Annotated in this window: 26 protein-coding genes, 1 tRNA gene and 1 pseudogene; 21 read left to right on the top strand and 7 right to left on the bottom strand. The window is 67.1% G+C overall.

Features of this window, described 5'->3' with window-relative positions; all coding sequences use genetic code 11:
* The 3 genes and pseudogenes from ACFQ27_RS07570 to ACFQ27_RS07560 form a co-directional block, all read right to left on the bottom strand.
* Positions 1–344 (bottom strand): annotated as a pseudogene (locus tag ACFQ27_RS07570) (hypothetical protein); the annotation flags it as partial.
* A gap of 115 nt (positions 345–459) precedes the next feature.
* The gene (locus ACFQ27_RS07565) at positions 460–1,326 is read right to left on the bottom strand and encodes an AAA family ATPase (RefSeq protein ID WP_374346451.1); all 867 of its coding nucleotides are present in this window, start codon (positions 1,324–1,326) and stop codon (positions 460–462) included.
* A 149-nt stretch (positions 1,327–1,475) separates the two neighbouring features.
* Entirely contained in the window at positions 1,476–3,260 is a 1,785-nt protein-coding gene (locus tag ACFQ27_RS07560) for a tetratricopeptide repeat protein (protein WP_377353164.1), read from the bottom strand.
* Positions 3,261–3,502: 242 nt separating this feature from the next.
* Here ACFQ27_RS07560 and flbT point away from each other — a divergent pair, with 242 nt between their 5' ends.
* From flbT to ACFQ27_RS07505, 11 genes are all read left to right on the top strand, one after another.
* Positions 3,503–3,922: a flagellar biosynthesis repressor FlbT gene (gene flbT, locus ACFQ27_RS07555; RefSeq protein WP_374346453.1), complete on the top strand. Its 420-nt coding sequence runs from the start codon at positions 3,503–3,505 to the stop codon at positions 3,920–3,922.
* Positions 3,888–4,253 (top strand): flagellar biosynthesis regulator FlaF, encoded by a 366-nt coding sequence (flaF, locus tag ACFQ27_RS07550; RefSeq protein ID WP_374346454.1) that lies wholly within the window; start codon positions 3,888–3,890, stop codon positions 4,251–4,253. Before flbT ends, flaF begins: the two co-directional genes overlap by 35 nt.
* Positions 4,254–4,587: 334 nt before the next feature.
* Positions 4,588–5,424, top strand: coding sequence for a flagellin (locus tag ACFQ27_RS07545; protein WP_374346455.1), 837 nt, complete (start codon positions 4,588–4,590; stop codon positions 5,422–5,424).
* A gap of 334 nt (positions 5,425–5,758) precedes the next feature.
* On the top strand, positions 5,759–6,586 hold the full coding sequence (locus tag ACFQ27_RS07540) for a flagellin N-terminal helical domain-containing protein (RefSeq protein ID WP_377353163.1): 828 nt from the start codon (positions 5,759–5,761) through the stop codon (positions 6,584–6,586).
* A gap of 123 nt (positions 6,587–6,709) precedes the next feature.
* Positions 6,710–6,997 carry a hypothetical protein gene (locus ACFQ27_RS07535; protein WP_377353162.1) on the top strand — a complete coding sequence of 96 codons (288 nt, stop codon included), beginning with the start codon at positions 6,710–6,712 and terminating at the stop codon, positions 6,995–6,997.
* Positions 6,998–7,180: 183 nt separating this feature from the next.
* Entirely contained in the window at positions 7,181–8,008 is an 828-nt protein-coding gene (locus ACFQ27_RS07530) for a flagellin (protein ID WP_374346458.1), read from the top strand.
* A 118-nt stretch (positions 8,009–8,126) separates the two neighbouring features.
* Entirely contained in the window at positions 8,127–10,931 is a 2,805-nt protein-coding gene (locus ACFQ27_RS07525) for a hypothetical protein (protein WP_377353161.1), read from the top strand.
* Between the two features lie 43 nt (positions 10,932–10,974).
* Complete coding sequence (locus ACFQ27_RS07520; RefSeq protein WP_374346460.1) at positions 10,975–11,676, top strand: hypothetical protein; 702 nt, start codon at positions 10,975–10,977, stop codon at positions 11,674–11,676.
* A 48-nt stretch (positions 11,677–11,724) separates the two neighbouring features.
* Positions 11,725–12,102 (top strand): hypothetical protein, encoded by a 378-nt coding sequence (locus ACFQ27_RS07515; protein ID WP_377353160.1) that lies wholly within the window; start codon positions 11,725–11,727, stop codon positions 12,100–12,102.
* 137 nt (positions 12,103–12,239) lie between these two features.
* Entirely contained in the window at positions 12,240–12,761 is a 522-nt protein-coding gene (gene ssb / locus ACFQ27_RS07510; protein WP_374346462.1) for a single-stranded DNA-binding protein, read from the top strand.
* Complete coding sequence (locus ACFQ27_RS07505; RefSeq protein ID WP_374346463.1) at positions 12,761–13,048, top strand: putative quinol monooxygenase; 288 nt, start codon at positions 12,761–12,763, stop codon at positions 13,046–13,048. Before ssb ends, ACFQ27_RS07505 begins: the two co-directional genes overlap by 1 nt.
* A 14-nt stretch (positions 13,049–13,062) precedes the next feature.
* Here the strand turns inward: ACFQ27_RS07505 and ACFQ27_RS07500 are convergent, their stop codons facing one another.
* A complete protein-coding gene (locus ACFQ27_RS07500) occupies positions 13,063–13,593 on the bottom strand; it encodes a superoxide dismutase family protein (protein WP_377353158.1) in 531 nt (176 codons plus the stop codon).
* Positions 13,594–13,713: 120 nt separating this feature from the next.
* Between ACFQ27_RS07500 and gyrA the strand changes: the two genes are divergently transcribed.
* From gyrA to ACFQ27_RS07475, 5 genes are all read left to right on the top strand, one after another.
* Entirely contained in the window at positions 13,714–16,491 is a 2,778-nt protein-coding gene (gene gyrA / locus ACFQ27_RS07495; RefSeq protein ID WP_377353157.1) for a DNA gyrase subunit A, read from the top strand.
* Between the two features lie 128 nt (positions 16,492–16,619).
* Entirely contained in the window at positions 16,620–17,132 is a 513-nt protein-coding gene (gene coaD / locus ACFQ27_RS07490; RefSeq protein WP_374346466.1) for a pantetheine-phosphate adenylyltransferase, read from the top strand.
* Positions 17,133–17,214: 82 nt separating this feature from the next.
* Positions 17,215–18,090, top strand: coding sequence for a peptidylprolyl isomerase (locus ACFQ27_RS07485; protein ID WP_377353156.1), 876 nt, complete (start codon positions 17,215–17,217; stop codon positions 18,088–18,090).
* Positions 18,090–18,551: a peptidylprolyl isomerase gene (locus ACFQ27_RS07480; protein ID WP_377353155.1), complete on the top strand. Its 462-nt coding sequence runs from the start codon at positions 18,090–18,092 to the stop codon at positions 18,549–18,551. Before ACFQ27_RS07485 ends, ACFQ27_RS07480 begins: the two co-directional genes overlap by 1 nt.
* Complete coding sequence (locus ACFQ27_RS07475; RefSeq protein WP_374346469.1) at positions 18,548–19,111, top strand: HD domain-containing protein; 564 nt, start codon at positions 18,548–18,550, stop codon at positions 19,109–19,111. Before ACFQ27_RS07480 ends, ACFQ27_RS07475 begins: the two co-directional genes overlap by 4 nt.
* Here the strand turns inward: ACFQ27_RS07475 and ACFQ27_RS07470 are convergent.
* Positions 19,102–20,082, bottom strand: a complete 981-nt coding sequence (locus ACFQ27_RS07470; protein ID WP_377353154.1) for an endonuclease/exonuclease/phosphatase family protein — start codon at positions 20,080–20,082, stop codon at positions 19,102–19,104. The two genes, ACFQ27_RS07475 and ACFQ27_RS07470, sit on opposite strands and share 10 nt — an antisense overlap.
* Positions 20,083–20,148: 66 nt before the next feature.
* On the opposite strand from ACFQ27_RS07470, the gene queA reads away from it, so the two are divergent.
* Together queA and tgt are read left to right on the top strand one after the other, a co-directional pair.
* The gene (gene queA / locus ACFQ27_RS07465) at positions 20,149–21,228 is read left to right on the top strand and encodes a tRNA preQ1(34) S-adenosylmethionine ribosyltransferase-isomerase QueA (RefSeq protein WP_377353153.1); all 1,080 of its coding nucleotides are present in this window, start codon (positions 20,149–20,151) and stop codon (positions 21,226–21,228) included.
* The gene (gene tgt / locus ACFQ27_RS07460; RefSeq protein ID WP_377353152.1) at positions 21,225–22,340 is read left to right on the top strand and encodes a tRNA guanosine(34) transglycosylase Tgt; all 1,116 of its coding nucleotides are present in this window, start codon (positions 21,225–21,227) and stop codon (positions 22,338–22,340) included. The genes queA and tgt overlap by 4 nt, the downstream gene beginning before the upstream one ends.
* On the opposite strand, the gene ACFQ27_RS07455 is transcribed toward tgt, so the two are convergent.
* Positions 22,325–22,936, bottom strand: coding sequence for a hypothetical protein (locus ACFQ27_RS07455; protein WP_377353151.1), 612 nt, complete (start codon positions 22,934–22,936; stop codon positions 22,325–22,327). The genes tgt and ACFQ27_RS07455 overlap by 16 nt on opposite strands.
* Positions 22,937–23,051: 115 nt before the next feature.
* Between ACFQ27_RS07455 and ACFQ27_RS07450 the strand changes: the two genes are divergently transcribed.
* The 3 genes from ACFQ27_RS07450 (at position 23,052) to ACFQ27_RS07440 (ending at position 23,986) form a co-directional block, all read left to right on the top strand.
* Positions 23,052–23,126, top strand: a tRNA-Lys gene (locus ACFQ27_RS07450).
* A 65-nt stretch (positions 23,127–23,191) separates the two neighbouring features.
* Positions 23,192–23,392 carry a hypothetical protein gene (locus tag ACFQ27_RS07445; RefSeq protein ID WP_374346474.1) on the top strand — a complete coding sequence of 67 codons (201 nt, stop codon included), beginning with the start codon at positions 23,192–23,194 and terminating at the stop codon, positions 23,390–23,392.
* Positions 23,393–23,488: 96 nt separating this feature from the next.
* The gene (locus tag ACFQ27_RS07440; protein WP_377353150.1) at positions 23,489–23,986 is read left to right on the top strand and encodes a hypothetical protein; all 498 of its coding nucleotides are present in this window, start codon (positions 23,489–23,491) and stop codon (positions 23,984–23,986) included.
* Here the strand turns inward: ACFQ27_RS07440 and ACFQ27_RS07435 are convergent.
* Entirely contained in the window at positions 23,880–24,866 is a 987-nt protein-coding gene (locus ACFQ27_RS07435; RefSeq protein WP_377353148.1) for a transglutaminase family protein, read from the bottom strand. The two genes, ACFQ27_RS07440 and ACFQ27_RS07435, sit on opposite strands and share 107 nt — an antisense overlap.
* Between the last annotated feature and the right edge of the window lie 8 nt (positions 24,867–24,874).

The following is a 24,874-nucleotide window of genomic DNA, read 5'->3' as shown; positions in this document are numbered from 1 at the left end:
GTGGCGCCGGGCGCGGGCGGGGCAGGCGGCGCGGGGGGCTGGTCGGGGGCGGTGGTGGCCGCCGCCTGCGGAGTCGCGGCGGCCTTCATCAACTCGGCCTCAAGTCCGTTGAGGGTCGCATCGAGCCCGCCCTGCAGGTTGACCAGCTTCAGCGTGACCTCGGCCCCGTCCTTCTCTTTGTAGACGCAGCTCTTGCCGTCCGGCGCATCGCTGACCCGCGTCAGGTCGCCAGAGGTGACGGGGCAGTCCAGCCGGCCCGTGGCGATCGCCGTGTTCGGCGAGGCGGTGCACGCGCCCATCGAGAGGGCGAGGGCGGAGGCGGCGAGCGGCGCCAGTATTCTCATGGACAAAGGTCTCCCATCCGTTCGAGGAGAACGGTGAGCAAGCCAGGCCAAAAGGTCGAGTGAATTCGCGGTAAGCCCCGCCGGCGCCCTGCGCCGGCGGAAGCTTGAAAGGGGCCTATTGGCCGGGGCGCGGCGCGCCTTCGCGACGGGCCAGGAAGGCCAGACGCTCGAACAGGTGCACGTCCTGTTCGTTCTTCAGCAGGGCGCCGTGCAGCGGTGGGATCAGCTTGGTCGGATCCTTTTCCGCCAGGGCTTCAGCGGTGATGTCTTCAACCATCAGCAGCTTCAGCCAGTCGAGCAGCTCCGAGGTCGAGGGCTTCTTCTTCAGGCCGGGGACCTTGCGCATATCGTAGAAGATGCGCAGGGCCTCGGAGACCAGCTTCTGCTTGATCCCCGGATAGTGGACCTCGACGATCTCGTTCATCGTCTCGGCTTCCGGGAAGCGGATGTAGTGGAAGAAGCAGCGGCGCAGGAAGGCGTCCGGCAGTTCCTTTTCGTTGTTCGAGGTGATGATCACCACCGGGCGGACCACGGCCTTGATGGTCTCATTGGTCTCGTAGACGTAGAACTCCATCCGATCGAGCTCCTGCAGGAGGTCGTTCGGGAACTCGATGTCGGCCTTGTCGATCTCGTCGATCAGCAGGACGGGGCGCTTGTCGGCGGTGAACGCCTCCCAGAGCTTGCCCTTCTTGATGTAGTTCTTGACGTCCTTCACGCGCTCGTCGCCCAGCTGGCTGTCGCGCAGGCGGGTCACGGCGTCGTATTCATAGAGGCCCTGGTGGGCCTTGGTGGTCGACTTGATGTGCCAGGTGATCAGCTCGGCGTTGAGGGCCTTGGCCACTTCATAGGCCAGCACGGTCTTGCCGGTGCCCGGCTCCCCCTTGATCAGCAGGGGCCGCTCCAGGGCCATGGCGGCGTTGACCGCAACCTTCAGATCCTCGGTGGCGACGTAATTGTCGGTGCCTTCAAAACGCTGGCTCATATGGGCTCCTGGGCGGGGCGAGCGTGCTCGCTGCCGCTCGAACAATTGTTTCAAACTAGGCGCAGACTAAAGCGACAAGCGCGACATTCAAGCGGCTTGAGCAGGCGAGGGGATGTCCTTCGCCGGTTCCGTTGCGTCAGCTTCGCCCCTCAGGTGAGCTTGGCCAGCTCGTCGGCGACCTCGGCCATCACCGGCGCCCAGTCCCCAAAGGCGGGCGGGACGAAGCTGCGCACCTGCGGGTACCAGGGATAGCGGTCGGTCCCCAGGCGGGTCCAGGCGGCCGGCGCGGTGATCAGCCAGGTGGGCGCGCCGCAGGCGGCGGCGATGTTCAAGGTGGCGTTGGAGAAGCCGATCACCAGGTCCAGGGCCCCGCACAGGGCCGCCACGTCGTCCAGGTCCTGCTTCAGGTCGATCCCGGGCGGGTTCCAGATCTCCACGCCGAAGTCGCGCCGCGCCTGTTCCAGTTCGGCGGCGCAGTCTCCGTACTGCAGGTTGACCATGGTCGCGCCCGGGGCGCGCAGCACCGGGGCCCACTGTTCGAACGGCGAGAAGAACCGGTGGCGGCCGCCATTGATGATGTTGCTCTTCCACAGCAGGCCCACCTTGAGGCCAGAGGGGGCGGCCTCGAGCTGGATCTTCCAGTGGGCGACCCGGGCGGGGTCGGGGGTCAGGAAGCCGACGCGGTCGGGGAAGGCCTCTGGCGAACGGCGATACTGGCGCAGCAGGGAAGCGATCGGGGTGAAGAGGTCGATCTCCTCCATCCGTCCGTCAAGGAAGGGGACGAAGCGATGGCTTCGGCCGTCGATCTTCAAGGTCCGGTGCGCGCCCACCTCCGCCGTCGGGAAGGCGCGCTGGAACAGGGGAACGAGGCGGGCCTCGACCGCCAGGGTCAGGCGACCGTTCGGGCCGAGGGCCTCTTGGATGTCGGGCAGCACGTTCGCAAACAGGATCTCGTCGCCCAGGCCCTGTTCGCCGATCACCAGCAGCGACTTGCCGGCCAGGTCGTCGCCGGGCGCCCAGCGCGGGCGGTTGACGGAAAACACCGTGACGTCGGCGAAATGCGGGCTGAGGCGGGCCTCATAGTCGTCCCAGCCTTCGCCGACCCGGCCCAGGTTGATCTTGATGGTCGACCGGGCGAGCAGCATCATCTGGCGCTCGTCCTCGGTGATCTTTTTGGTCAGGGCAGTTTCGCAGCATTCCAGCGCATGGGCCGGATCGCCGAGCGCCAGGCTCATATTGCCACGATTGTAGTGCGCCTTGGCGAATTCAGGATCCAGGCGCAGGGCCTCGTCGAAGAAGATGGCGGCGTTCTCGCTGTCGCCCTGTTCGGCCATGACCGTGCCCAGGGTGTTCCAGACCACGGCGTGGCTGGGATCTTCCAGGATCGCCGCGCGCAGCACCTCGACCGCCTCGTCGAACCGCATCTGGGCGCGCAGGGCGCAGGCCAGGTTGTTGGCCCCCTCGTGGTGATTGGGGAAGCGCTTGAGGAAGGCGCGAAACAGCTTCTCGGCCACTTCGGTGTGGCCCAGGCGGAAGGCCAGGCGGCCGAGGTTGTTGGCCACCTCGGCGTGGTCGGGCATGAGCTTGAGGGCGGCCTCGTAGCAGGTGATCGAGCTTGCGAAGTCGCCGCTCATCTCGCGGGCCAGGGCCAGCATGTACCAGCCGAACCCGCTGCGCTCGTCCAGCTCCAGGGCCTTCATGGCCAGGGCGGCGCCCTCGTCGGGCTTGCCGGCGTTGAGCGCATTGACCGCGCCCTGCAGCAGGGGCTGGATCGAGAGGGCCTTAAGTTCCGAGACTGCGGCGTTCAGTCGCGCCAGGGCCGCGCTGGATGCTGAATCGCCAATGGCGCCCGCCGCCAGCCGCGCCGGCGTGGCCGCAGCCCCCGTATCCAGGGCCAGGACGGAGGTCGCGCTGGGATTTGAAGGCCGCGACATTATGATTCTCGTGCGTGGACGTGCGTAGGCGCGCCCGAGATAGTCGCCGACATGGTTAATGGCGGGCTAACCGTGGGCGCCCGCCAGGGTTGGGAACGGGCGAGGGGACCGCGCGCTGCAAGGCGTCATTAACCTCCTCACATTTATGCATTGGAGGTCCGGAACAGGCGGCGACGCCTGCGGCCGGAGGACCAAGTCCAGCAACACGCGCCCGCGGGCGCCTCACGATGAGGAACCGGATCTTGCCGCTGAAGTTGTCGCTGAAGCCGGGCGAGAAGTTCGTGTTGAACGGAGCTGTCGTTCAGAACGGCGACCGTCGTGGCGTCCTGATTCTTCAGAACAAGGCCTCCGTCCTGCGTGAGAAGGACATCATGCAGGCCGAAGACGCGACGACGCCGGCCCGCAGAATCTATTTCCCGGTGATGATGATGTACCTCGATGAGGGGGGTGCGCTTCGTTACTACGATGAGTTCGTTCAGCGGATGAGCGAGTTCATGGGGGTGATCCGAAACCCGGAGGTCCTCGCCGAATGCGTGGCCATCTCCAAGCACTGCATGAGCCGTGAATACTACAAGGCGCTGATGCTTTGCCGGAAGCTTATCGACTACGAAGACCAGAGGTTGGGGAATGTCGCTTCGGGCGTACCAGCAGACCGCGGCTAGGGCGGAGAGTCCCAGGGAGACCGAGTACCGCCTGTTCGGGCAGGTTACGCGGGCCCTGATGGAAGCCGCCAAGCTCGACCCGACCGACCTGGCCGGGCGCATGGAAGCGCTCGACTGGAACCGTCGTCTGTGGTCGGCGCTTGCGGTGGATTGCGGCGATGAGGGCAACGGCCTGGACGAGGGCCTGCGCGCCTCGATCATCTCGCTCGCCATCTGGGTCGGCAAGCACACCAGCCTGGTGATCCGTGGACAGGAAGACATCCAGGATCTCATCGAGATCAACCGCATGATCATGCAGGGCCTGAGCGGGGGCGCGGCCGAGGCGGCCTGACCCAGCGCAGCAGACTGACGTCACGACCGGCCCGCCCTCGGAAACGACGGTGGGCCGTTTCGCGTCCGGGAGCCTGCATTGGCGGCCTTGCCTGAAATGGCGAATCCCCCAGCGTCTGCGGCGCTCAAGCGGCAGTTAATGCCGCCCGGCAATCTGTCCCGGACATGGTTACCGGCGCGGATTCCGGTGCAGATAAAACATCAATAAAAACAATCAGATAAAAAGTGAACGGCGGTGCCATTTCTGGCCCGCCGCTTGCCATGTGGTGTCTGGGCGAAAAATCGCCCGCCGGCAAAAGCCCGGACAACTCCCGACCAGAATGGAAGGACACCCAATGCCGTACAACTCGGTGAACACCAACGTGGGCGCTATGATTGCGCTCCAGAACCTCAATGCGACCAACTCGGAACTCGCGATGGCGCAAACGCGGATCAACACCGGCAAGAAGGTGTCCAGCGCAAAGGACAACGGCGCTATTTGGGCTATCGCCCAGAACCAGCGCGCGACGTCTGGATCGCTGAACGCAGTTCGAGACTCGCTGCAACGCAGCCAGTCAACGATTGACGTGGCCATCGCGGCCGGTGAGACCGTGTCTGACCTATTGCTCCAGATGAAGGAGAAAGCCCTGGCGTCCTCGGACACCAGCCTCGATTCCGCCTCTCGCAACGCCCTGAACGAAGACTTCAAGGCGCTGAGAGATCAGGTGGGCAAGGCCGTCCAGAACGCCACGTTCAACGGCGTCAACATGTTGAACGGAGCCTCAGCCACCTCTATCGCGGCCCTCGCGGACGCGGACGGCACATCGAAGCTCACCGTCCAGGCGCAAGACCTGGCCCTGGGCGGCGCGAATGTGACGGTGACGGCGACAGACTCCATCGGCACGCAGACGCTGGCGGGCACAGTGATGGCTGCTGTGACGGCCTCGATCGCCAATGTTTCCACGTCCCTGTCCAAGCTGGGGACGGGGTCCAAGGCGGTGACGTCGCACCTCGCTTTCGTCAACAAGCTGCAAGATGCTGTTGATGCGGGCGTGGGCAACCTTGTGGATGCTGACCTGGCCAAGGAAAGCGCGAAGCTCACGGCGCTGCAGACGAAGCAGCAGCTGGGGGTCCAGGCGCTGACCATCGCCAACCAAGCGCCACAGGCCATCATGTCTCTGTTCCGGGGATAATCGCAGCGCCGGGCGGCGCCCCTTCGGGGGACCGCCCGGCGAGCCTTTTTCGAACCGCCGAGGGCCCGCCTTCCGGCGGGCTTTGTCATGTCTGCAAGTCTCCGCCGCCGCGACTTGCAGGAATTGCCCGGCAAAACTTGCCGAATGGCTTGAGGCGGGGGCGGTCAAATCTGCCTAGCGCCCGGATTGTGGCTGAGAGATATCAATAAAAACAGTAACTTGTCGGCGCGATCATCTGGCGCTGCGGTGGTCCGGAACTTGCAGCGCCGTGTGCGAGGCAAAACGCCTCTGGCTGCCAAAATGGCGGCTGTGACTTGAGAACAAGGACACAACGATGCCGAATAGCGTCAACACCAACGTTGGGGCGATGATCGCCCTGCAGAACCTGAACTCCACCAACGCCGACCTGATGACGGTTCAAAACCGCATCAACACCGGCAAGAAGGTGGCCTCGGCCAAGGACAATGGCGCGATCTGGGCTATCGCTCAGAACCAGCGTTCGACCTCCGGCTCCCTGAACGCCGTCAAGGACTCGCTGCAACGCTCGCAGTCGACCGTGGACGTCGCCGTCGCCGGTGGCGAAAGCGTTTCCGACCTGCTGCTGCAGATGAAGGAAAAGGCGCTCGCCGCCTCGGACTCCTCGCTGGACAGCGCCTCGCGCACCGCTCTGAACGAAGACTTCAAGTCGCTTCGTGACCAGATCGGCAAGGCCGTGACCAACGCGACCTTCAACGGCATCAACATGATCAAGAGCGGTGGCGCGACCATCGCGGCCCTGGCTGACGCGGACGGCTCCTCCAAGCTGACCGTCGGCGCCCAGGATCTGTCGCTTGGCGGCGCCAACGTCACCGTCGCGGCGACCGACTCCATCGGCACCCAGACCCTGGCTCAAAACATGATCGCCACCGTCGCCACCTCGATCGGCAACGTCTCGACCGCCCTGTCCAAGCTGGGCACTGGCGCGAAGTCGCTGAACTCGCACCTGACCTTCGTGGGCAAGCTGCAAGACTCGATCGACGCCGGTGTCGGTAACCTGGTCGACGCCGACCTGGCCAAGGAAAGCGCTCGCCTCACCTCGCTGCAGACCAAGCAGCAGCTGGGCGTGCAGGCGCTGTCCATCGCCAACAGCTCGTCGTCCGGCCTGCTCAGCCTCTTCCGTTAAGGAAGCCATGGGTCTCGGGCGCGGAACGCGTCCGGGGCCCGCCGTGGCCGACGGAGAGGTCTTCTCCGTCGCTCGCGGTCCAACAGAGGACGCCCGGGTAGAGGGCCCGCGGCGAATGGAGACATGCAGAACAAGGTGGCAAGCCTCTCAGCCACGCCCGATCCGACCATCGCCCCGCCGTCGGCTACGACGGTCCCGGACAATGGCGCCCAGATGTCCAAGACGACGGACGTGGGTTCGGACCAGGCGGATCTGAGACTGGTGATCGAAGAAAAGGGCGGTTCCTACGTCTACATGACCGTCGATCGGCGGACCGGGGACGTGGTGGCTCAGTACCCTCGCGAAGAGGTTCTGAAGCTGCGGGAAGAGGCCGACTACGAAGCCGGGGACGTCATCAAAACCCGGGCCTGACCTGACGGGCTGCGCCGTCGGAAGCTGACTGTTTCGCCGCCCCGGTTAACCGGCGGGCGGCCGCGCGCCTATGTGCGTTAACCTTCTGGACACCATGATTCCATAGCGTCCCTCCCAGGAAACCAGTCCCCCGGCGAGTCGTATCGCTGGCGAATAGGGGCCTGGCGCCACAAGGAGGCACCTATGACGATCAGCGTCCACACCAACAAGTCCGCGCTGGTCGCGCTCCAGAACCTTAACAAGACCAACGACGAGCTTGAGGGCGTCCAGAACCGGATCAACACCGGGCTGGCGATCGCAAACGCCAAGGACAACGCCTCGGTCTGGGCCATCGCCCAGGGCCAGCGATCCGACATCGGCGCGCTGTCCGCCGTTAAGATGTCGCTCGACCGCGCCCAGTCGATCTCCGAAGTGTCGATGGCGGCCGGTGAGAACGTCTCCGACCTGCTGGTGCAGTTGAAGGAGAAGGTGGTCTCGGCCCAGGACGGGTCCCTCGACGCTCAGTCGCGCTCCGCGCTCGACGCGGACTTCAAGGCGATCCTGCGCCAGATCAGCCAGGTGATCCAGAACGCCTCCTTCGACGGCGCGGACATCCTTGACGGCACCACCACCTCGCTGCGCTTCCTCGCCAACGCGGACGCCAACTCCTACATCACGTTGACCGGCCAGGACATGAGCCTGGGCGGCGCGATCATCACCATCCCCAGTACCTCGTCGATCACCACGGTGACCCTGGCGGCCCAGGCGCTGACCGATCTCAACACCTCGATCAGCAATGTGAACCAGGCGCTGGGGAATCTCGGCGCCCAGGCCAAGCAGATCGAAGGCCACAACAAGTTCGTGGGCAAGCTGACCGACGTGCTGCAGGCCGGGATCGGCAACCTGGTGGACGCGGACGTGGCCAAGGAAAGCGCCCGTCTGCAAGCCCTTCAGGTCCAGCAGCAACTGGGCACCCAGGCCCTGTCGATCGCCAACCAGGCGCCGCAGATCATCCTGTCGCTGTTCAAGTAATTCGGGGTCGCCGACGTCGGGTCGGGGGCTTCTTAAGCATGTGGCTTAACTCGGCGTCAGCCGGTCTGGGCGCATGTGGGAGGGACGGGGCCAAGCCCGTCTTTTGTGCGCCATGACCGTGAGCTTCGACGCGAGCATCCTTACGGCCTACTACAACGCCCGGTCAGGCGTTGGGACGAGCTCGTCCGGCGCCTCGACCACGACCCCCACGAAGTACGCGCCGACCGCCCCCTGGACCCCGTCCGGGACCAAGACGCTGTCCAACGACACCAGCCTGATGTCGGCTGCGGTGAAGAACGCGATGCTCGGCCGCAAGCTGGTGGACGAGAACGCCGCCAAGCTGGACCTGGCCGGCGCCAGCGACGACTACCGCAAGCTCTTCGCCCTTTATCAGAGCCTCGATACGCTCAATGGCGTCGCCAACCAGATCAGCGGCAAGGGCCTGACCTCGATCGACAAGGATCGGATCAAGTCGGTGTTCGCCAAGGGGCTGGCCGAGGTCACGACCTATGCCGAGAGCCTCAAGCTCGATCAGATCCGCATCACCCGGGGCGAGGCCACCGACAAGGCCCAGACGAAGATCGGCGTGCCGAAGGTGGCGCCGGACTATGTGACCCCGCCCCTGGTCACGGGGGACGTGAGCCAGCCGGTCGACGCCTTCCAGGGCGATGTGCAGTTCAATATCTCGGTCAAGCGGATCGGGGTCACCCACGATATCCCCATCGACCTCAGCGAGATGGGCTCGACCCCTCGCAACATGGCCAATGTGGTCAACTTCATAAACGACAAGCTGGCCGACGCCGGCGTCGCAACGCGGGTGGCGAGCCAACGCACGCCGGGCGGCGACCGCACCGTTCAGGTGAACGGCAAGGCGGTGAAGGTCGGGACCAATCCGGACAGCTGGGCCCTGAAGGTCAAGGTGGACTCCGGGGACACTGTCACCTTCCAGCCGGTCAAGACCGCTGGCTCGGTCTATGTGGCGCAAAGCGTCGGCAATCCTGATCCGGACGGCAAGTCGACCACCAATGACGGGGTCACCAACCGCCAGCTGCTGAAGTTCCAGACCGACACCACCGATGTCGCCGCCCCCGGACAGGCGCTGGGCGAGGCCAACTGGGTCGACGGCCGGCTGTGGTCCGAGGACATGGACAAGACGGTGGGGACTGTGCGCGCCACCCAGGTCGGGCCGGACGGCTCGGTCTATGTCCTGGCGGATGTGACCGGCAAGGTCAGCGGTCAGGACATCAAGGGGACGCAGGACGTCGCCCTTATGAAGTACGATTCCGCGGGCAAGCTCATGTTCACCCGCACGCTTGGCGCGGCCTCCACCGCCTCCGGCCTGGCGCTGGCGGTGTCGGCGGATGGCGAAGTCGCCGTCGCAGGCAAGGTCACCGGCGGGCTGGCCGGCGCCACCGAGGGCGCGTTGAACTCCGGCGAGACCGGGTCTTTCGCCACCAGTTCCGACAGCTTCGTCACCCTGTTCGACGAGGAAGGCCAGGAGGTCTGGACCCAGCGCCGGGGCGCGCGCCAGAACGACGAGGCCACCAGCATCGCCTTCGGCGCCGATGGCGAGGTCTATGTCGCGGGCCGGTCGCAGTCCGCCTTGCCGGGGACCAGCGCCCTGGGCGACTGGGACAGCTACATCGAAGGCTTCAAGGCCGACGCCAAGGGCAAGGTCTCGACCCTGTTCACCCAGTCCGTGGGCTCGTCCGGCGCCGATCGCCCCGGCGGGCTGGTGGTCGACGGGGATTCGCTGGTCCTGGCCAACAATGAGAACGGCCGCGCTGTCCTGCACCGCTTCGACGTCTCGGGGACCGCGCCGGTGGAGACCGGGGTGCGCGATCTCGGCGACCTGCAGGGCGGAGACATCAGCGGGCTGGCCCTGAACGACGACGGCCAGGTGGTCATCGCCGGCTCGACCCGCAACGGCGCCCTGGACGCCGGCGACATCACCCGTGCCCTGGGCGGCGGGATGGACGCCTTTGTGGCCCAGGTCAGCGCTGACCTCACCCCGACCGCCGGGGACAGCCTCGCCTATTATGGTGGAGCCGGCGACGACAAGGTCACCGGCCTGGCGGTCGCGGACGGCAAGGTCTTCCTGCTGGGCCAGGCGGGCTCCGACCTTCCGGACCAGGCCGCCCTTGGCAAGAAGGACGGGTTCCTGGCCCAGATCGACGTCGCCGCCGGGGCGGTGGCGTGGTCGCGGCGGTTCACCGGCAAGGACGGCTATGCGACGCCGACCGCCATCGCCGCCGACGCGGTCGGCGCAAGCGTGCTCGATCGCATCGGCCTGCCCCAGGGGACCTTGAGCGGGACCGGTTCGCAGCAGATCACCGCCCTGACCTCCATCCGCGCCGGGGACCAGTTCCAGGTGCGGGCCGGGGAGGGGAGCTCGGCCAAGACCATCACCATCGAGGCCAATGAGACCCTGGAGACCCTGGCCAACAAGGTGCGTCGGGCCAGTAACTACCAGGCGAAGGTCGATATCGTGACGGTCGAGGGCACGCGCCGCCTGAAGGTCACCCCCATCAATCCGCGCTCCACCCTGGAGTTCTTCGACGGCAAGACGGGCAAGGACGCCCTGTCGCTGCTGGGCGTCTCCGAAGGCGTGGTCCGCTCGACGACCACCAACAAGGACGGCAAGACCGTGCCGGCGGATGGCGGCGGCCAGATCTTCGGTCTGAAGATGGACAAGGACCTCAAGCTCGATACGGCGAGCGATATCAGCCACACCCTGGCCGAGCTGGCCACCGCCATGGGCGTCGTCCGCGACGCCTATAAGGAGCTGAAGGATCTTTCCACGCCGGCCTCGGTGAAGAACGCCGAGAAGGCCAAGGCGGCCAGCGGAAAGGCCCCCGCCTATCTCACCAACCAGATCTCGAACTACCAGGCCGCTTTGGACCGCCTGACCGGCGGCGGCTGACGCGGCGCTTGAAACCGTCACGTGCGCAGTCTAGCGAAGTGTGATGGACGCTCTGAACGACCGCCGCATCGTCTACGCCCTGATCGGGGGCGCGCTCGCCCTGTTGGCAGGGCTCGGCATCGCCTTGGGGCTGATGTCGAAATCTCATCCCGACAAGAACGAGGCCCCGCCGGCGTCTCAGGGCGGACTCGTGGTCGAAACCACCGGTCGCGACGACGGCAAGCTCGATCCCACGGCCAATCTGCGCTGCTTCGTGGCCGGTCAGTTCGTGGGCGAGGTCACCCTCGCTGAGTGCGCTAAGAAGAACGGCGTGGCCACCGGCGCCCTCGACGTCGGGGTCGACGAGGCCGGCAACCTGGCCGCCGCCGACCAGGCCGGCACGGTGCTGATCCCGCTGCCGCCCACCGCCGCCCAGACCGAATCCACGCCTGCGCCCACGCCCGCCCAGGCGCCCACAGCCCCTGTCGCGCCTGCCGCGCCGGTGGCGGCCAGCGCTCCCGCCGGAGCCTGCCTGCGCTATGCGGGCGGCGACTGGCGCAAGCTGCCGGGCGATCAGACCCTCAACAGCTGCGTCCAGGCCCTGTTCGCCGGGCGCTGCGAGCGGCCGGGCGGCGCCACCTATGGCCGCTGGATGCAGCAGACCCTGCGGCTGGTGCCGGGCAAGGTCGAGGTCTCCAGCGACAATCGCAGCTTCCACACCCTGGTCGACCAGGGCTCGGGTTGCAGCCTGCCGGCGGTGGAGTAGGGCGCTCGCCCCTCGCGCGCCGCATTCTGTCTGTGTAGTGTCGCGGTCATGCTTCGCCCGATCGCCCTCGCCGCCGCTGCCCTGCTCACCCTGACCGCCTGCGTGAAGCAGACCCGTCCGCCTGGCGAGGCGGGGGTTTGCTACCATGTGCAGCCGCAGCGGGATGGCTCGCTCAAATACAACAAGCTGCCCTCGGCCCAGCCGGACCTGGAGCACTGCGCCGCGGCCCTTGAAGCCATGCGGATGAAGTTCCTGGCGCTGGGCGGCAACCAGACCGAGATCTACGGCGCCTATCAGGGCAACTTCCTGTTCCTGCAGCGCGAGGGGATCTTCACTGCGCCCTCCCTGGAGGAGCACCGCTACCTCGCCCTGGTGCGCAGCGGCGACGGCCGGCTGGTCATCCCCGGCGCCATGCCGCAGGAATAGCCGCCTCAAAGGTTCTGTGGACGAAACCGCCAAAAGTGAACAAAGGCGGAACAAACGTGGTTGCCCATGCCGAACGCCCGGCGTAGCGTGCGCCAGGGCGATTTGCCCGCATTCTACGGAAACCACAGGACATCGACATGGCGGGCAGCGTCAACAAGGTCATTCTGGTCGGCAATCTGGGCGCCGACCCCGAAATCCGCAGCCTCAATTCGGGAGATCGCGTCGCCAATCTGCGCATCGCGACCTCGGAAACCTGGCGCGACAAGAGCTCGGGCGAGCGCAAGGAAAAGACCGAGTGGCACCGGGTCGTGATCTTCAACGACAACCTGGTTCGCGTGGCCGAGCAGTATCTGCGCAAGGGCTCGACGGTGTATATCGAGGGCTCGCTGCAGACCCGCAAATGGACCGACCAGTCGGGCCAGGAGAAGTTCTCCACCGAGGTCGTCCTACAGAAGTTCCGCGGCGAACTGACCATGCTGGGCGGGCGCGGCGACAGTGACGGCGGCGGTCGTGGTGATCGCGACAGCGGCGACTACGGCGGCGGCTATTCGGGCGGCGGTGGCGGCGGCTTCTCGTCCGGCGGCGGCCGCAGCGGCGGCGGCGGCTCTGGCCCGCGCGAGGACTTCTCGGCGGACCTGGACGACGAAATCCCGTTCTGATGTTCGGTCTGATCGGATGCATGCGCGCCGCCGAAGGGCGGCGAGATGAACTGCTGGCGATCCTCTCGGCCCAGATCGGCGAGATGCCGGGCTGCAAGAGCTATGTGATCGCCGCGGACGCCAGGGATGCGGATGCGATCTGGATCACCGAAGTCTGGGACAGCGAGGCCGATCACAAGGCCTCGCTAGCCCTCCCGCACGTTCAGGCGACCATCGCCATGGCCCGGCCGCTGATCGCCGGCTTCGACAGCCATGTGATCACCCGGCCCGTGGGCGGGGTGATCTAGGGCCGGGGGCTCGCCTACTGGCCGGAAATGACCCCGCAGGCGATACGGGCGCCGGCGCCGCCAATGGGCTGGCTCATATAGTCGTCTGGATTGGCGTGGATGACCAGGGCTGAGCCGTCCGCATCGGCCAGGGCAGGCGCTCCGGCCTTGCCGCCGGTCAGCGTCACAAAGCTCGAGAACACTTCAGCGGCGCCGACCCCATCGGCCCCGACGAACAGGTTCGGCAGGTCGCCGGCCTCGTTGAAGTCGGGGTTGAGCAGGCCGTGGACCTTGTTCGGCTGGCCGTGCACGTGGGCCCCGGCCGAGGTGAAATCGCTCTTGGAGCAGTCGCCGGTCTCATGGAAATGCAGGCCATGCCAGCCGGGCGCGAGCCCCTTGACCTCGACCCGCAGCAGGACGCCGCCCGGACCGGGGCGCAGGGTGGCCGAACCGACCGAGGCGCCGGCCGCGTTCTTGAGCTGAATCTGCGCCGTAGGCGGATTTTCTGCGGCGATCGCGGAGGCGGCGGCGAGGCTGAGCGCGAGGGCTATGGGGGCGGGTCTCATGGCGGCTCCGGAAAAGGGATTTAAGCGGTGGAAAGGGCTCAGAAAGGTTGGCCTGAGCCGACGCGGATGTTAACACTCGAACTCTGATTTCGTGTCCGATTCTAACGGCAAATCCTCCCCTTGAGCGACGACAACAACACCCCTCCGGACGACGGCCGGCGCGGGGGCATCGCCCCTATCGCCATCGAGGACGAACTGAAGAAGTCGTACCTCGACTACGCCATGAGCGTGATCGTCAGCCGTGCGCTGCCGGATGCTCGGGACGGCCTGAAGCCGGTGCACCGGCGCATCCTGTTCTCGATGAACGAACAGGGTCACACGCCCGACCGCAGCTATGTGAAGTCGGCGCGCATCGTCGGTGACGTGATGGGTAAGTATCACCCGCACGGCGACCTCGCGATCTACGACACCTTGGTGCGCCTGGCGCAGCCGTTCTCGATGAGCCTGCTGCTGATCGATGGCCAGGGCAATTTCGGCTCGGTGGACAACGATCCGCCCGCCGCCATGCGCTACACCGAAAGCCGCCTGACGAAGGCGGCCATGTCCATCCTGGCGGACCTCGACAAGGACACGGTCGACTTCAAGGACAACTATGACGGCTCCGAGAAGGAGCCCGTGGTCCTGCCGTCGCGGATCCCGAACCTGCTGGTCAACGGCGCCGGCGGCATCGCCGTCGGCATGGCCACCAATATTCCGCCGCATAACCTGGGCGAAGTCGTCGACGCCTGCCTGGCCTATGTCGACAATCCCGAGATCGGCCTGGACGAACTGTTGGATCTCGTGCCGGGTCCGGACTTCCCGACCGGCGGCGAGATCATCGGCCGTACGGCGGCGCGCAACGCCCTGATGAGCGGCCGCGGCTCAGTGATCATGCGCGGCAAGGCGACCATCGAGGAGCTGCGCAAGGACCGCGAAGCCATCGTCATCACCGCGATCCCCTATCAGGTGAACAAGGCCGCCCTGGTCGAACGCATCGCCGAGCTGGTGCGCGAGAAGCGGATTGAGGGCGTCGGCGACCTGCGCGACGAGAGCGACCGCCAGGGCATGCGCGTGGTCGTCGAGCTGAAGCGCGACGCCTCGGCCGAGGTGGTGCTGAACCAGCTTTACCGCTTCACGCCGCTGCAGAGCTCTTTCGGCGTCAACATGCTGGCCCTGAACCGCGGGCGTCCGCAGCAGATGGGCCTGCGCGACATGATTGTCGCCTTCGTGGATTTCCGCGAGGAAGTGGTCGTCCGCCGCACCAAGTTCGAACTGGGTAAGGCCCGAGACCGCGGCCACGTGCTGGTCGGCCTGGCCATCGCCGTCGCCAATATCGACGAGTTCATCCACATCATCCGCTCGTCCAAGGACCCGGCCGAGGCGCGCGAGCGCATCGTCGCCAAGGCCTGGCCGGCTGGCGATATGATGCCCCTGGTGGATCTGATCGCCGACCCGCGCACCGTGCGGGTGGAAGAGACCTTCATCCGGCTGACCGACGAACAGGCCCGCGCCATCCTGGCCCTGACCCTGTCGCGCCTCACCGGCCTGGGCCGCGATGAGATCTTCGGCGAGGCCCGCGAGCTGGCTGGCACCATCCAGGGCCACCTGACCCTGTTGTCCTCGCGCGAGAACATCATGGGCGTGGTGCGCGAGGAGTTGGTCGAGGTCCGCGCCGCCTTCGCCGTACCGCGCCGCACCGAGATCGTCGAAGGCGACGCCGACGTCGAGGACGAGGACCTGATCGCCCGCGAGGACATGGTCATCACCGTGACCCACGGCGGCTATGTGAAGCGCACGCCCCTGACCACCTACCGGACCCAGCATCGCGGCGGGAAGGGCCGGTCGGGCATGTCGACCAAGGATGAGGACGCCGTCACCCGCGTCTTCTCCGCCTCGACCCACACGCCGGTGCTGTTCTTCTCGTCCGGCGGCAAGGTCTACAAGCTGAAGGTCTGGCGCCTGCCGGTCGGCACCCCGACCTCGCGCGGCAAGGCGTTCATCAACCTGCTGCCCATCGAGGTGGGCGAAAGCATCACCTCGATCCTGCCGCTGCCGGAGGACGAGGCGACCTGGGATCAGTACGACGTCATGTTCGCGACGCGCTCGGGCAATGTCCGGCGCAACAAGCTCTCCGACTTCGTGCAGATCAACCGCAACGGCAAGATCGCCATGAAGCTGGACGAGGGCGACTCCATCGTCGGCGTCGGCCTCTGCAACGCGACCCAGAACGACATCCTGCTGACCACGGCCCTGGGCCGCTGCATACGCTTCGCCACCGAAGAGGTGCGGGTGTTCGCCGGCCGCGACTCCACGGGCGTCCGCGGCGTGCGCCTGGCCGACAGCGACAGCGTGATCTCCATGGCGATCCTGCGCAGCGTCGAGGCCTCGCCCGCGGAGCGCGCGGCCTATGTGAAGCACTCCAACGCCATGCGCCGGGCCATTTCCGGCGAGGGCGAGGAGGTCGAGGATGTGGCGACCGAGGACGACGAAGAGGCCGGCGAAGAGGCCGCCCTCTCGCCTGACCGCATCGCCGATCTGGGCGCGGCCGAGGAGTTCATCCTCACCGTCTCCACCGAGGGCTTCGGCAAGCGCACCAGCGCCTACGAGTTCCGCCGCACCGGCCGGGGCGGGCAGGGGCTCCTGGCCCAGGACCTGACCAAGAAGGGCGGCCGACTGGCCGCGTCCTTCCCGGTGGAGGAGTTCGACGAGATCCTGCTGGTCACGGACCAGGGCCAGCTGATCCGCACCCCGGTCAGCCAGGTCCGCATCGTCGGCCGCAACACCAGTGGCGTGACCATCTTCCGCACCAGCAAGGACGAGCACGTCGTCTCCGTCGAGCGCCTGGCCGACCAGGGCGGCGGCGATGATGTCGGCGACGCCGAGGGCGGTGAGAGCGGCGAGGAGAGCGCCGAGGGCTGAACCCCCTCGGGCTCGCCCGACCCTTCCGCGGCGCCGTAAGGTCAGTCGGCGGACGGTGAACTTAGGGCTTGCTTTCCCTCGCCCGCCCGGCGAAACGCGAAATCAAGAACAGTTGGGGGATACGTCGCATGGCCACGCGCGTCGGCCTTTACCCGGGCACCTTCGACCCGATCCACAACGGCCACATGGATATCATCGGCCGGGCCGTGAAGCTGGTGGACCGGCTGGTGGTGGGCGTGGCGGTCGAGACTGGCAAGAACTCCCTCTTCACCCTCGATGAGCGCGTCGCCATCCTGCAGGCCGAGCTTGACCACCTGCCGACGGCGGTCGGTGAGCGGGCCGAGATCGTGGTGACCCCCTTCAACGGCCTCCTCATGCACTTCGCCCGCAAGGTGGGCGCGGGCGTGATCATCCGCTCCCTGCGCGCGGTCGCGGACTTTGAATACGAATTCCAGATGACCGCCATGAACCAGCAGCTCGATCGCGATATCGAGACCGTGTTCCTCATGGCCGACCCGCGCCACCAGGCCATCGCCTCCAGCCTGGTGAAGGTGATCGCCAAGCTTGATGGCGACGTCTCCAAGTTCGTGAGCCCGCGGGTGCGCGACGCGCTGCTGGCCAAGGCCGGACAACTAGGCTGATCGCCGATCTGTCGCCGGAATCCGGGCGCAGGGGCAGGGCGGGGACTGGCGGCGACGGCCGTCGCCCGCTACGGAGAAAACCATGATCCGACACCTGCTCCTCGCCGCCTGCGCGACCCTGGCGCTCGCCACCGCCGCCGACGCTGCTCCGAAGAAGGCGCCGCCCCCGCCGGCGGTCCCGCCCGCGCCGGGCGCGCCGGGCCCGAATGACTGGCGTACGCCGGACCCTGAGAACGTCATGGTGATCGACACCAACAAGGGCCGGGTGTTCGTCGAGCTGTCCCCCCTGGCCGCGCCCAAGCATGTGGCCCAGGTCAAGGATATCGCCCGCGCCGGCCTTTATGACGGGCGCAGCTTTTTTCGGGTCATTGACCTGTTCATGGCCCAGACCGGCGATCCCAAGGACGACGGCACCGGCGGCACCGACCGGCCTGACCTGAAGGCCGAGTTCACCTTCCGAAAGGGCGCGGATACGCCGTTCCTGCTGGTCGCCGACCAGACCGTGGCCGAGATCGGTTTCATGGGCGCCCTGCCGATCATGACCCAGAGCTCGATGCTCGCCCCCATGACCGCCGACGGCAAGGTCTCGGCCTGGGCGCTCTATTGTCCGGGCGTCGCCGGCATGGCCCGGGGCGAAGACCCCGACAGCGCCAACAGCCAGTTTTTCCTGATGCGCCAGGCCTATCCGTCCCTGGAGAAGCGCTACACGGCGTTTGGTCGCGTCATCGCCGGGCTCGACGTCGTGCGCGCCATCAAGGTGGGCGAGCCGGTGGAGCAGCCGCAGGACAAGATGCTGAAGGTTCAGATGCTGGCGGACATGCCGGCGGCCAGCCGTCCCAAGATCAAGGTCATCGACCCCAACAGCCCCTGGTTCAAGGCTGAAGTCGAAAACGTGCGCGCCGAAATGGGCGCCGACTTCACCGCCTGCGCCATCAGAATTCCCTCGGAGGTGAAGTAATGGATCCTGAAAACACTATCGTCTTGACCCTGGAATCCGGTCCGGTGACGATCAAGCTTCGCCCCGACCTGGCGCCTGGCCATGTCGAGCGCATCAAGGAACTGGCCCGCGAAGGCTTCTATGACGGCGTGGTCTTCCACCGCGTGATCCCGGGCTTCATGGCCCAGGGCGGCGACCCGACCGGCACCGGCACGTCTGGCTCGAACAAGCCTAACCTGAAGGCGGAATTCTCGCGCGAGCCGCACGTGCGCGGCGTCTGCTCCATGGCCCGCACCCCGAACCCGAACTCGGCCAACAGCCAGTTCTTCATCTGCTTCGACGACGCCACCTTCCTCGACGGCCAGTACACCGTCTGGGGGGAAGTCACTGAGGGCATGGAGCACGTCGACGCCCTGCCGAAGGGTGAGCCGCCGCGCGCGCCCGGCAAGATCGTCTCGATGAAGGTCGCGGCCGACCTGTGACGCCCGACCTGGAGGCCGCCTATGCCGAGCCTCACCGGCGCTATCATACGCGCCGGCATATCGAGCAGTGCCTGGCCCTGCTGGACAAGGTCCCCGACCTGATGGACAGCGAGCGCCAGGTGCTGACCTGGGCGATCTGGTGGCATGACGCGGTCTATGACCCCCAGGCCAAGGACAACGAGGCCCGCAGCGCCGACATGGCGCGGCGGGACCTGCGCGAGCTGGACGCCTCGATCCATGCCCGCGAAGAGGTCGCGCGCCTGATCCTGCTCACCGCCGGTCACACGGTCGAGGAAGAGGATCGGCTAGGCGAACTCATGGTCTCCATCGACCTGGCGGTTCTGGGCGCGCCGGCGCCGGACTATGACCAGTATGCGCGCGATGTGCGGGCCGAGTACGCCCATATCCCCGACGAGGCCTGGCGTCTCGGGCGGACGGCGGTTCTGGAGCGCTTCCTGGCCGCGGAGCGGATCTTCCCGGATCAGGGCTTTCACGACAGCTTCGAGCTTCAGGCCCGGGGCAATCTGCAGCGCGAGCTGCAGGCCCTGGTTCAGGGCTGAAGCGAGACCACCGCCACGATGGGATAGTGGTCCGAGCCCAGCCGCGGGCCGCGCTTGACCGAAACGATCTTGAAGTCTGAACCGACATAGATGTGGTCGATCGGCAGGATGGGGGCGGGCAGGGGCTGCTCCGGCTTCAGCACGCTGCGGGCGGGCCAGGAATAGACGCCGCGGGTGATGCGCGTCAGGCCGAACAGCTTGTCCTCGGCCCGCCGGGCGAATGACCAAGGGGCGGAATTGAAGTCTCCCGCCAGCACCGTCGTGGTGCGGGGCAGCTGGTCCAGAAGCTGGGCGAGATACTGGCCCTGGCCCCTCTGCCAGGTGGGCTGGGTCGGCCAGACGGTGTGGGTGCCGACCAGGGTGACTGTCTTGCCCGCCAAGGGAATGCGAGCCAGGGCGACAGGCGGCCGGAGCCGCCAGTCGGTCGGTCCAGGCGGCTCCGTCACCTTCGGCGCCTTCAGAGGCTTGGCCCGCGTATAGATCGAGATGCCGCACTTCGGGCAGGTGAGGTGCAGACCGGTCGTCGCCTCGACCTCTGCGATCAGCGGCGGCTCCGCTTCCTCCATGATGATGACGTCGGCCTTCTGGTCGGCCAGCCAGCGCGCCGTGCCGCTAATGTCAGCGTTGTTTCGCCAGGCGTTGAACTGGATCACCTTGAGCTGGGCCGGCGCATCTGCGGCGGCCTTGGGGATCGGGCGCAGGTACTCCGGAAGCATCAGGGACAGGCTGGCCATCAGACCCGCAGCCCCCACCACGCCGAACACAACCCGCAAAGGCGGGGCCGCGATCACGGCGTAGGCGCACGCCATGAGCGACCCGATGAGCCAGAAGGGCGTAAAGTGCGTCAGGATGTCCAGGCGGCCATGGTCTCCACCCTTCAGAGCCGCGAGCGCGGCGACGACGCAGAGGCCGCACAGCCCGAACATCAGGCCGGGCGTCAGGGCGGCGAGGACACGTCGAATCCAGGACATCGTGCTGGCCTGTAGCATGCCGCGACGCTTGACGCTCGGCCCTGGGCGTGGCCTTCACGCCCCTTCATGCAAGTTGCTGATTTCGATTTCGATCTGCCTGATGCGTGCATCGCCCTGCGGCCGGCCTCGCCGCGGGATTCTGCGCGGATGCTGTGCGTCGGCCCCGGCCCGCGCCGCGACGACCGCCAGGTCCACGACCTGCCCGACGAGCTGCGCCCCGGCGACCTCCTGGTGCTGAACAACACCCGGGTGATCCCCGCGCGCCTCAAGGGGGTGCGGCATCGGGCCGAGACCACCGTGGTCTGCGAGGCTACCCTGCATCAGCGCCTGTCGCCCAGCCGCTGGAGCGCCTTCATGCGGCCAGGCAAGCGGCTGGCGCCCGGCGACCGCATCCGCTTCGGCGAGACCCAGGATCGCGCCTGCCTGCTGGGGGCCCTGGACGCCACCGTGGTGGAGAAGCGGGAAGGCGGCGAACTTGTCCTGGCCTTTGACCTGGCGGGACCCGACCTCGACCTGGCCATCGCCGAGCGCGGCGAGATGCCCCTGCCGCCCTATATCGCCGCCAAGCGGGCCCAGGACGAGCGCGACCGGGCCGACTATCAGACGGTCTACGCCCAGGCCGACGGCTCGGTGGCCGCGCCCACCGCCGGCCTGCACTTCACGCCCGAGCTGATGGCCCGGCTGGAGGCCCGGGGTGTGAAGACCACCTTCGTCACTCTGCATGTGGGCGCCGGCACCTTCCTGCCGGTCAAGGTCGACAATGTCGCCGAGCACCGGATGCACGCCGAGTATGGCGAGGTGAGCCAGGCCACGGCCGATGCGATCAACGCCACCCACGCCGCCGGCGGCCGGGTGATCAGCGTCGGCACCACCTCCCTGCGCCTGGTGGAAAGCGCGGCGGGCGAAGATGGTCAGGTACGGCCCTTCGCCGATGAGACCGCGATCTTCATCACCCCAGGCTATCGCTTCAGGGCTATCGACGCCCTGATGACCAACTTCCACCTGCCGAAGTCGACCCTGTTCATGCTGGTCTGCGCCTTCGCCGGAACAGAGACCATGAAGGCCGCCTACGCCCACGCCATCGCCGACGGCTATCGGTTCTATTCCTACGGCGACTCCAGCCTGCTCTGGAGGGCCGAGCCGTGAGCGCCTTTCCGTTCGAGATCTCGGCCCGTGACGGGGCCGCGCGCACCGGGGTTCTGAAGACCGCGCGCGGCGACATCCGCACGCCGGCCTTCATGCCGGTCGGCACGGCCGCCACGGTGAAGGCCCTGACCGTTGACCAAGTGGCCGCCACCGGCGCCGATATCATCCTGGGCAACACCTACCACCTGATGCTGCGGCCTACCGCCGAGCGGGTGAAGCGCCTGGGCGGCCTGCATCGCTTCATGCGCTGGGACAAGCCGATCCTGACCGACTCCGGCGGCTTCCAGGTGATGAGCCTGTCCAAGATCGCCAAGGTCACGGAGGAGGCCGTCGCCTTCCAGAGCCATATCGACGGTTCGCGCCATGTCCTCAGCCCCGAGCGCTCCATCGAGATCCAGGCCGACCTGCTGGGCTCCGATATCGTCATGCAGCTGGACGAGTGCGTCGCCTGGCCGGCGGAGGAGAATCGGGCCCGCGAAGCCATGCTGCTCTCGGCCCGCTGGGGCGCGCGCTCCAAGGCCGCCTTTGGCGAGCGCCCGACCCAGGCCCTGTTCGGCATACAGCAGGGCTCGACCTTCGAGCACCTGCGCAAGGAATCCGCCGAGCGCCTGATCGAGACCGGCTTCGACGGCTACGCCCTGGGCGGGCTGGCGGTGGGCGAGGGGCACGAGGCCATGTGCGAGGTGCTCGACTATGCGCCCGCCATGCTGCCCGCTGACCGACCCCGCTACCTGATGGGGGTGGGCAAGCCCATCGACCTGGTGGAAGCCGTGGCCCGGGGCGTCGACATGTTCGACTGCGTCCTGCCCACGCGCTCAGGCCGTCACGGCCAGGCCTGGACCTGGGAAGGCCCGATCAACCTGAAGAACGCCCGGTTCGCCGAGGATGACAGCCCGCTGGACGAGACCATCGCCTGTCCGGCGTCCAGCCACTATTCCAAGGCCTATCTGCACCATCTGGTGAAGGCCGAGGAGATCCTGGGCCAGGTGCTGCTGTCCTGGCACAACATCGCCTTCTTCCAGGCCCTGACCGCGGCCATGCGCGCGGCCATCGCCGAGGGCCGGTTCGAGGCCTTCCGCGCCGACTTCAAGGCCCGTCAGCGGATCCGGTAGCGCGGCTTGCCCTTCTGCTCGGGCGGGGGCGGCGGGTCGGGCAGCTTGCGCTCGAAGGGGACGTGCATCGCCGTGGCCGGGGCTGAGCAGTTGTGCGCCTCGCCCAGCCCCTTCAGGTAGGCGCGCCGCACGGCTCCCGAGGTGATGGCTTGGGAGACGAAGCTGTCGTGCTGCTCGGCGCCGGAGAGCTTCCGCACCCAGCCCCGGAAGGGGATCACGTCCGAGGCCGCGCCGGCCACATAGCCCAGCACCGAGGACTGGCCCTTATGGACCAGGTCGTCCTCGTCCATCGGCGGCTCGTCCAGGTCCGCCCCCAGCGCCCCGTTCAGCGGCAGCAAGAGGGCGGTCAGCCGCGCGCAGGTCATCGGCGAGGGGCGGGCATAGGGATCGGCCATCGCCTCCAGCAGCACGGCCGGGATCTTGGTGCGCAGGACGTTCAGGTCGCGCATGGGCGCGGACACCGCCCCGCCCAGGTTGGCGCGGTTGGCCTGGGAGGTCGTCTGGATGCGCGGCGATCCATTGGCGGCCGGCGAGGACGCACAGCCCGCCAGGCTCGGAACGAGGATCGACAGGGCGAGCAAGGCGGCGAGGCGCATGCCCGATCATATCGTCCGGCGAAGCTGTGTGGAAAGGCCGCGCGTGGCCTTGCTCCTCAATGGCCTCGGCCCTATGGTCCCCGCCGCTTCGCCCGGCGCCCCTGCGCCGCGACGCGGGCCGGTAGCTCAGTGGTAGAGCATTCGACTTTTAATCGAATGGTCCTGGGTTCGAATCCCAGCCGGCCTACCAACTCTTCCTCGACGGTACGCTGCATCCTGATTGCGGGCCGAGCCGTATGCCGGACGGAGGAGCCGATGACCCAATCCCTAGGCGCCGAGCAGGCCGCGATGAAACTGATCGCGCAGTATGGGGATGACGCTGAGGTCATCGCCATGTTGAGGGCTGCGGAATACGCGGCGCTGGGCGATCTCGATGGCCTGGCCCAGTGGGATGACATTCTGGCCTGCATCGCCCAGCTGACGCGCGAGCCGCCGGATCCCAAGCGGTTGAACTGAGCTGGGCGGCGCCTCGTGCATGTGCTCGTGAGCTGAGAGCGAACCGCAAATAACAACTTTAACGGTAGATTCACCAACCCCGGTCGATGACGGGGCATGGAGTCGAAGTCCCGTCCAATAGGAGCCGCCATCGCCGCGCCAGGCCTTCGGCGTCGTGACCTGGCCTTGCTGCTTCCGGGGCTATTCCTGCTCGCCTGGGCGGGGTTCACCTGGGGCGGCTATTTCTGGCTGACCGGTCGGGTGCAGGCGGCCGCGGAGCAGGCGGCCTATGCCGTCGCGGCGGCCTCCCAGGACCAGGATCCTCTAAAGGTCGCCCGATCCGCCGCGGCCCAGGCGCTGTCGGCGCCGATCACCGACCTGTCCGTGGATCGCCAGGGCCAGAGCCTGCGGGTGCAGGTGACCTTCGACCTCTCGGACAACCCGGTGTTCGCGATCCGCGGCCTGACGCCCTTGCCATCGCCGCTGATCGCCCGCGCCGCGGTGGCGCCTATTGCTGCTGTTGCTGCTGTTGCTGCTGATCGTAGTGCAGGCCGCCGGCCGGACCTCGCCGACGTCCGCCTGGCCGGGCGAAGGACGGCTGGGCGATCCGGATGAACTCCGGCTCGGTCAGGGCCGCCCGCGCGCGACGGACCGAGACGCCCACCGCCAGCTGGCTCTCGGCATCGCCCTTGTAGACGCCCCGCGACGGCGGCACGTCGGCATAGTCGCGGCCTACGGCGGCGGCGATGTGGCGCTCGCCCGCCATCACATTGTTGGTCGGGTCCAGCCCGATCCAGCGCGTCGAGGGCAGGAAAACCTCCACCCAGGCATGGGTGGCGTCCGGGTCTGAGCGGTCGCCGGCCTGACGATCCGTGAACAGGTAGCCCGAGACATACCGGGCCGGAATCCCCCAGCTGCGGCAGATGGCGATCATGATGTGGGCGAAGTCCTGGCAGACCCCGCTGCGCGCCCCCAGCGCCTGGTCGATGGGGCTGTCGGCGTCGGTGACGCCAGGCTCATAGGCGAACGACTCATAGATGATGGTCGACAGGGTCCGCACGGCGGTCAGCGGGTCGCGGCTGCGCAGCTGGTCGATATCGCGCTCGACCATGAAGGCCTTCAGCGCCTCGGTCTCGATGGCGAACCCATGATGGCGCAGGAAGTCGAAGTTCTCTCCCCGCACAAACTCGCCGCGCAGCCGGTCCCATTCGCCCATGTCGAGCGCGTCGGGCAGGGGCGGGGGCGCCTGGGTCTCCACCGCCGAGCGGGCGACGATGTTCAGGCGGTCGTGTGGCTGGGGCACATCGAAGTGGTAGACGGCGTTCCCGTAGGCGTCGGCGTAGGAGAACAGCTGGGCCGGCGGATCGAGCTCCAGCTCGAAGCTGATCAGCCGCTGGCGGGCGCCCTTCTGGGGCTGCATCCACACCTCCATGACGCTTTCGCGCACGGTTTCGGCGTAGTGGTACTGGGTGACGTGGCGGACCTCGAGCAGCATGGTGATCC

The organism is Phenylobacterium conjunctum (assembly GCF_042679085.1).
In the GTDB taxonomy this organism is placed as follows: Bacteria; Pseudomonadota; Alphaproteobacteria; order Caulobacterales; family Caulobacteraceae; genus Phenylobacterium; species Phenylobacterium conjunctum.
The sequence above is the reverse complement of the archived record's forward strand: the minus strand, read 5'-3'. Positions and strand labels throughout refer to the sequence as shown.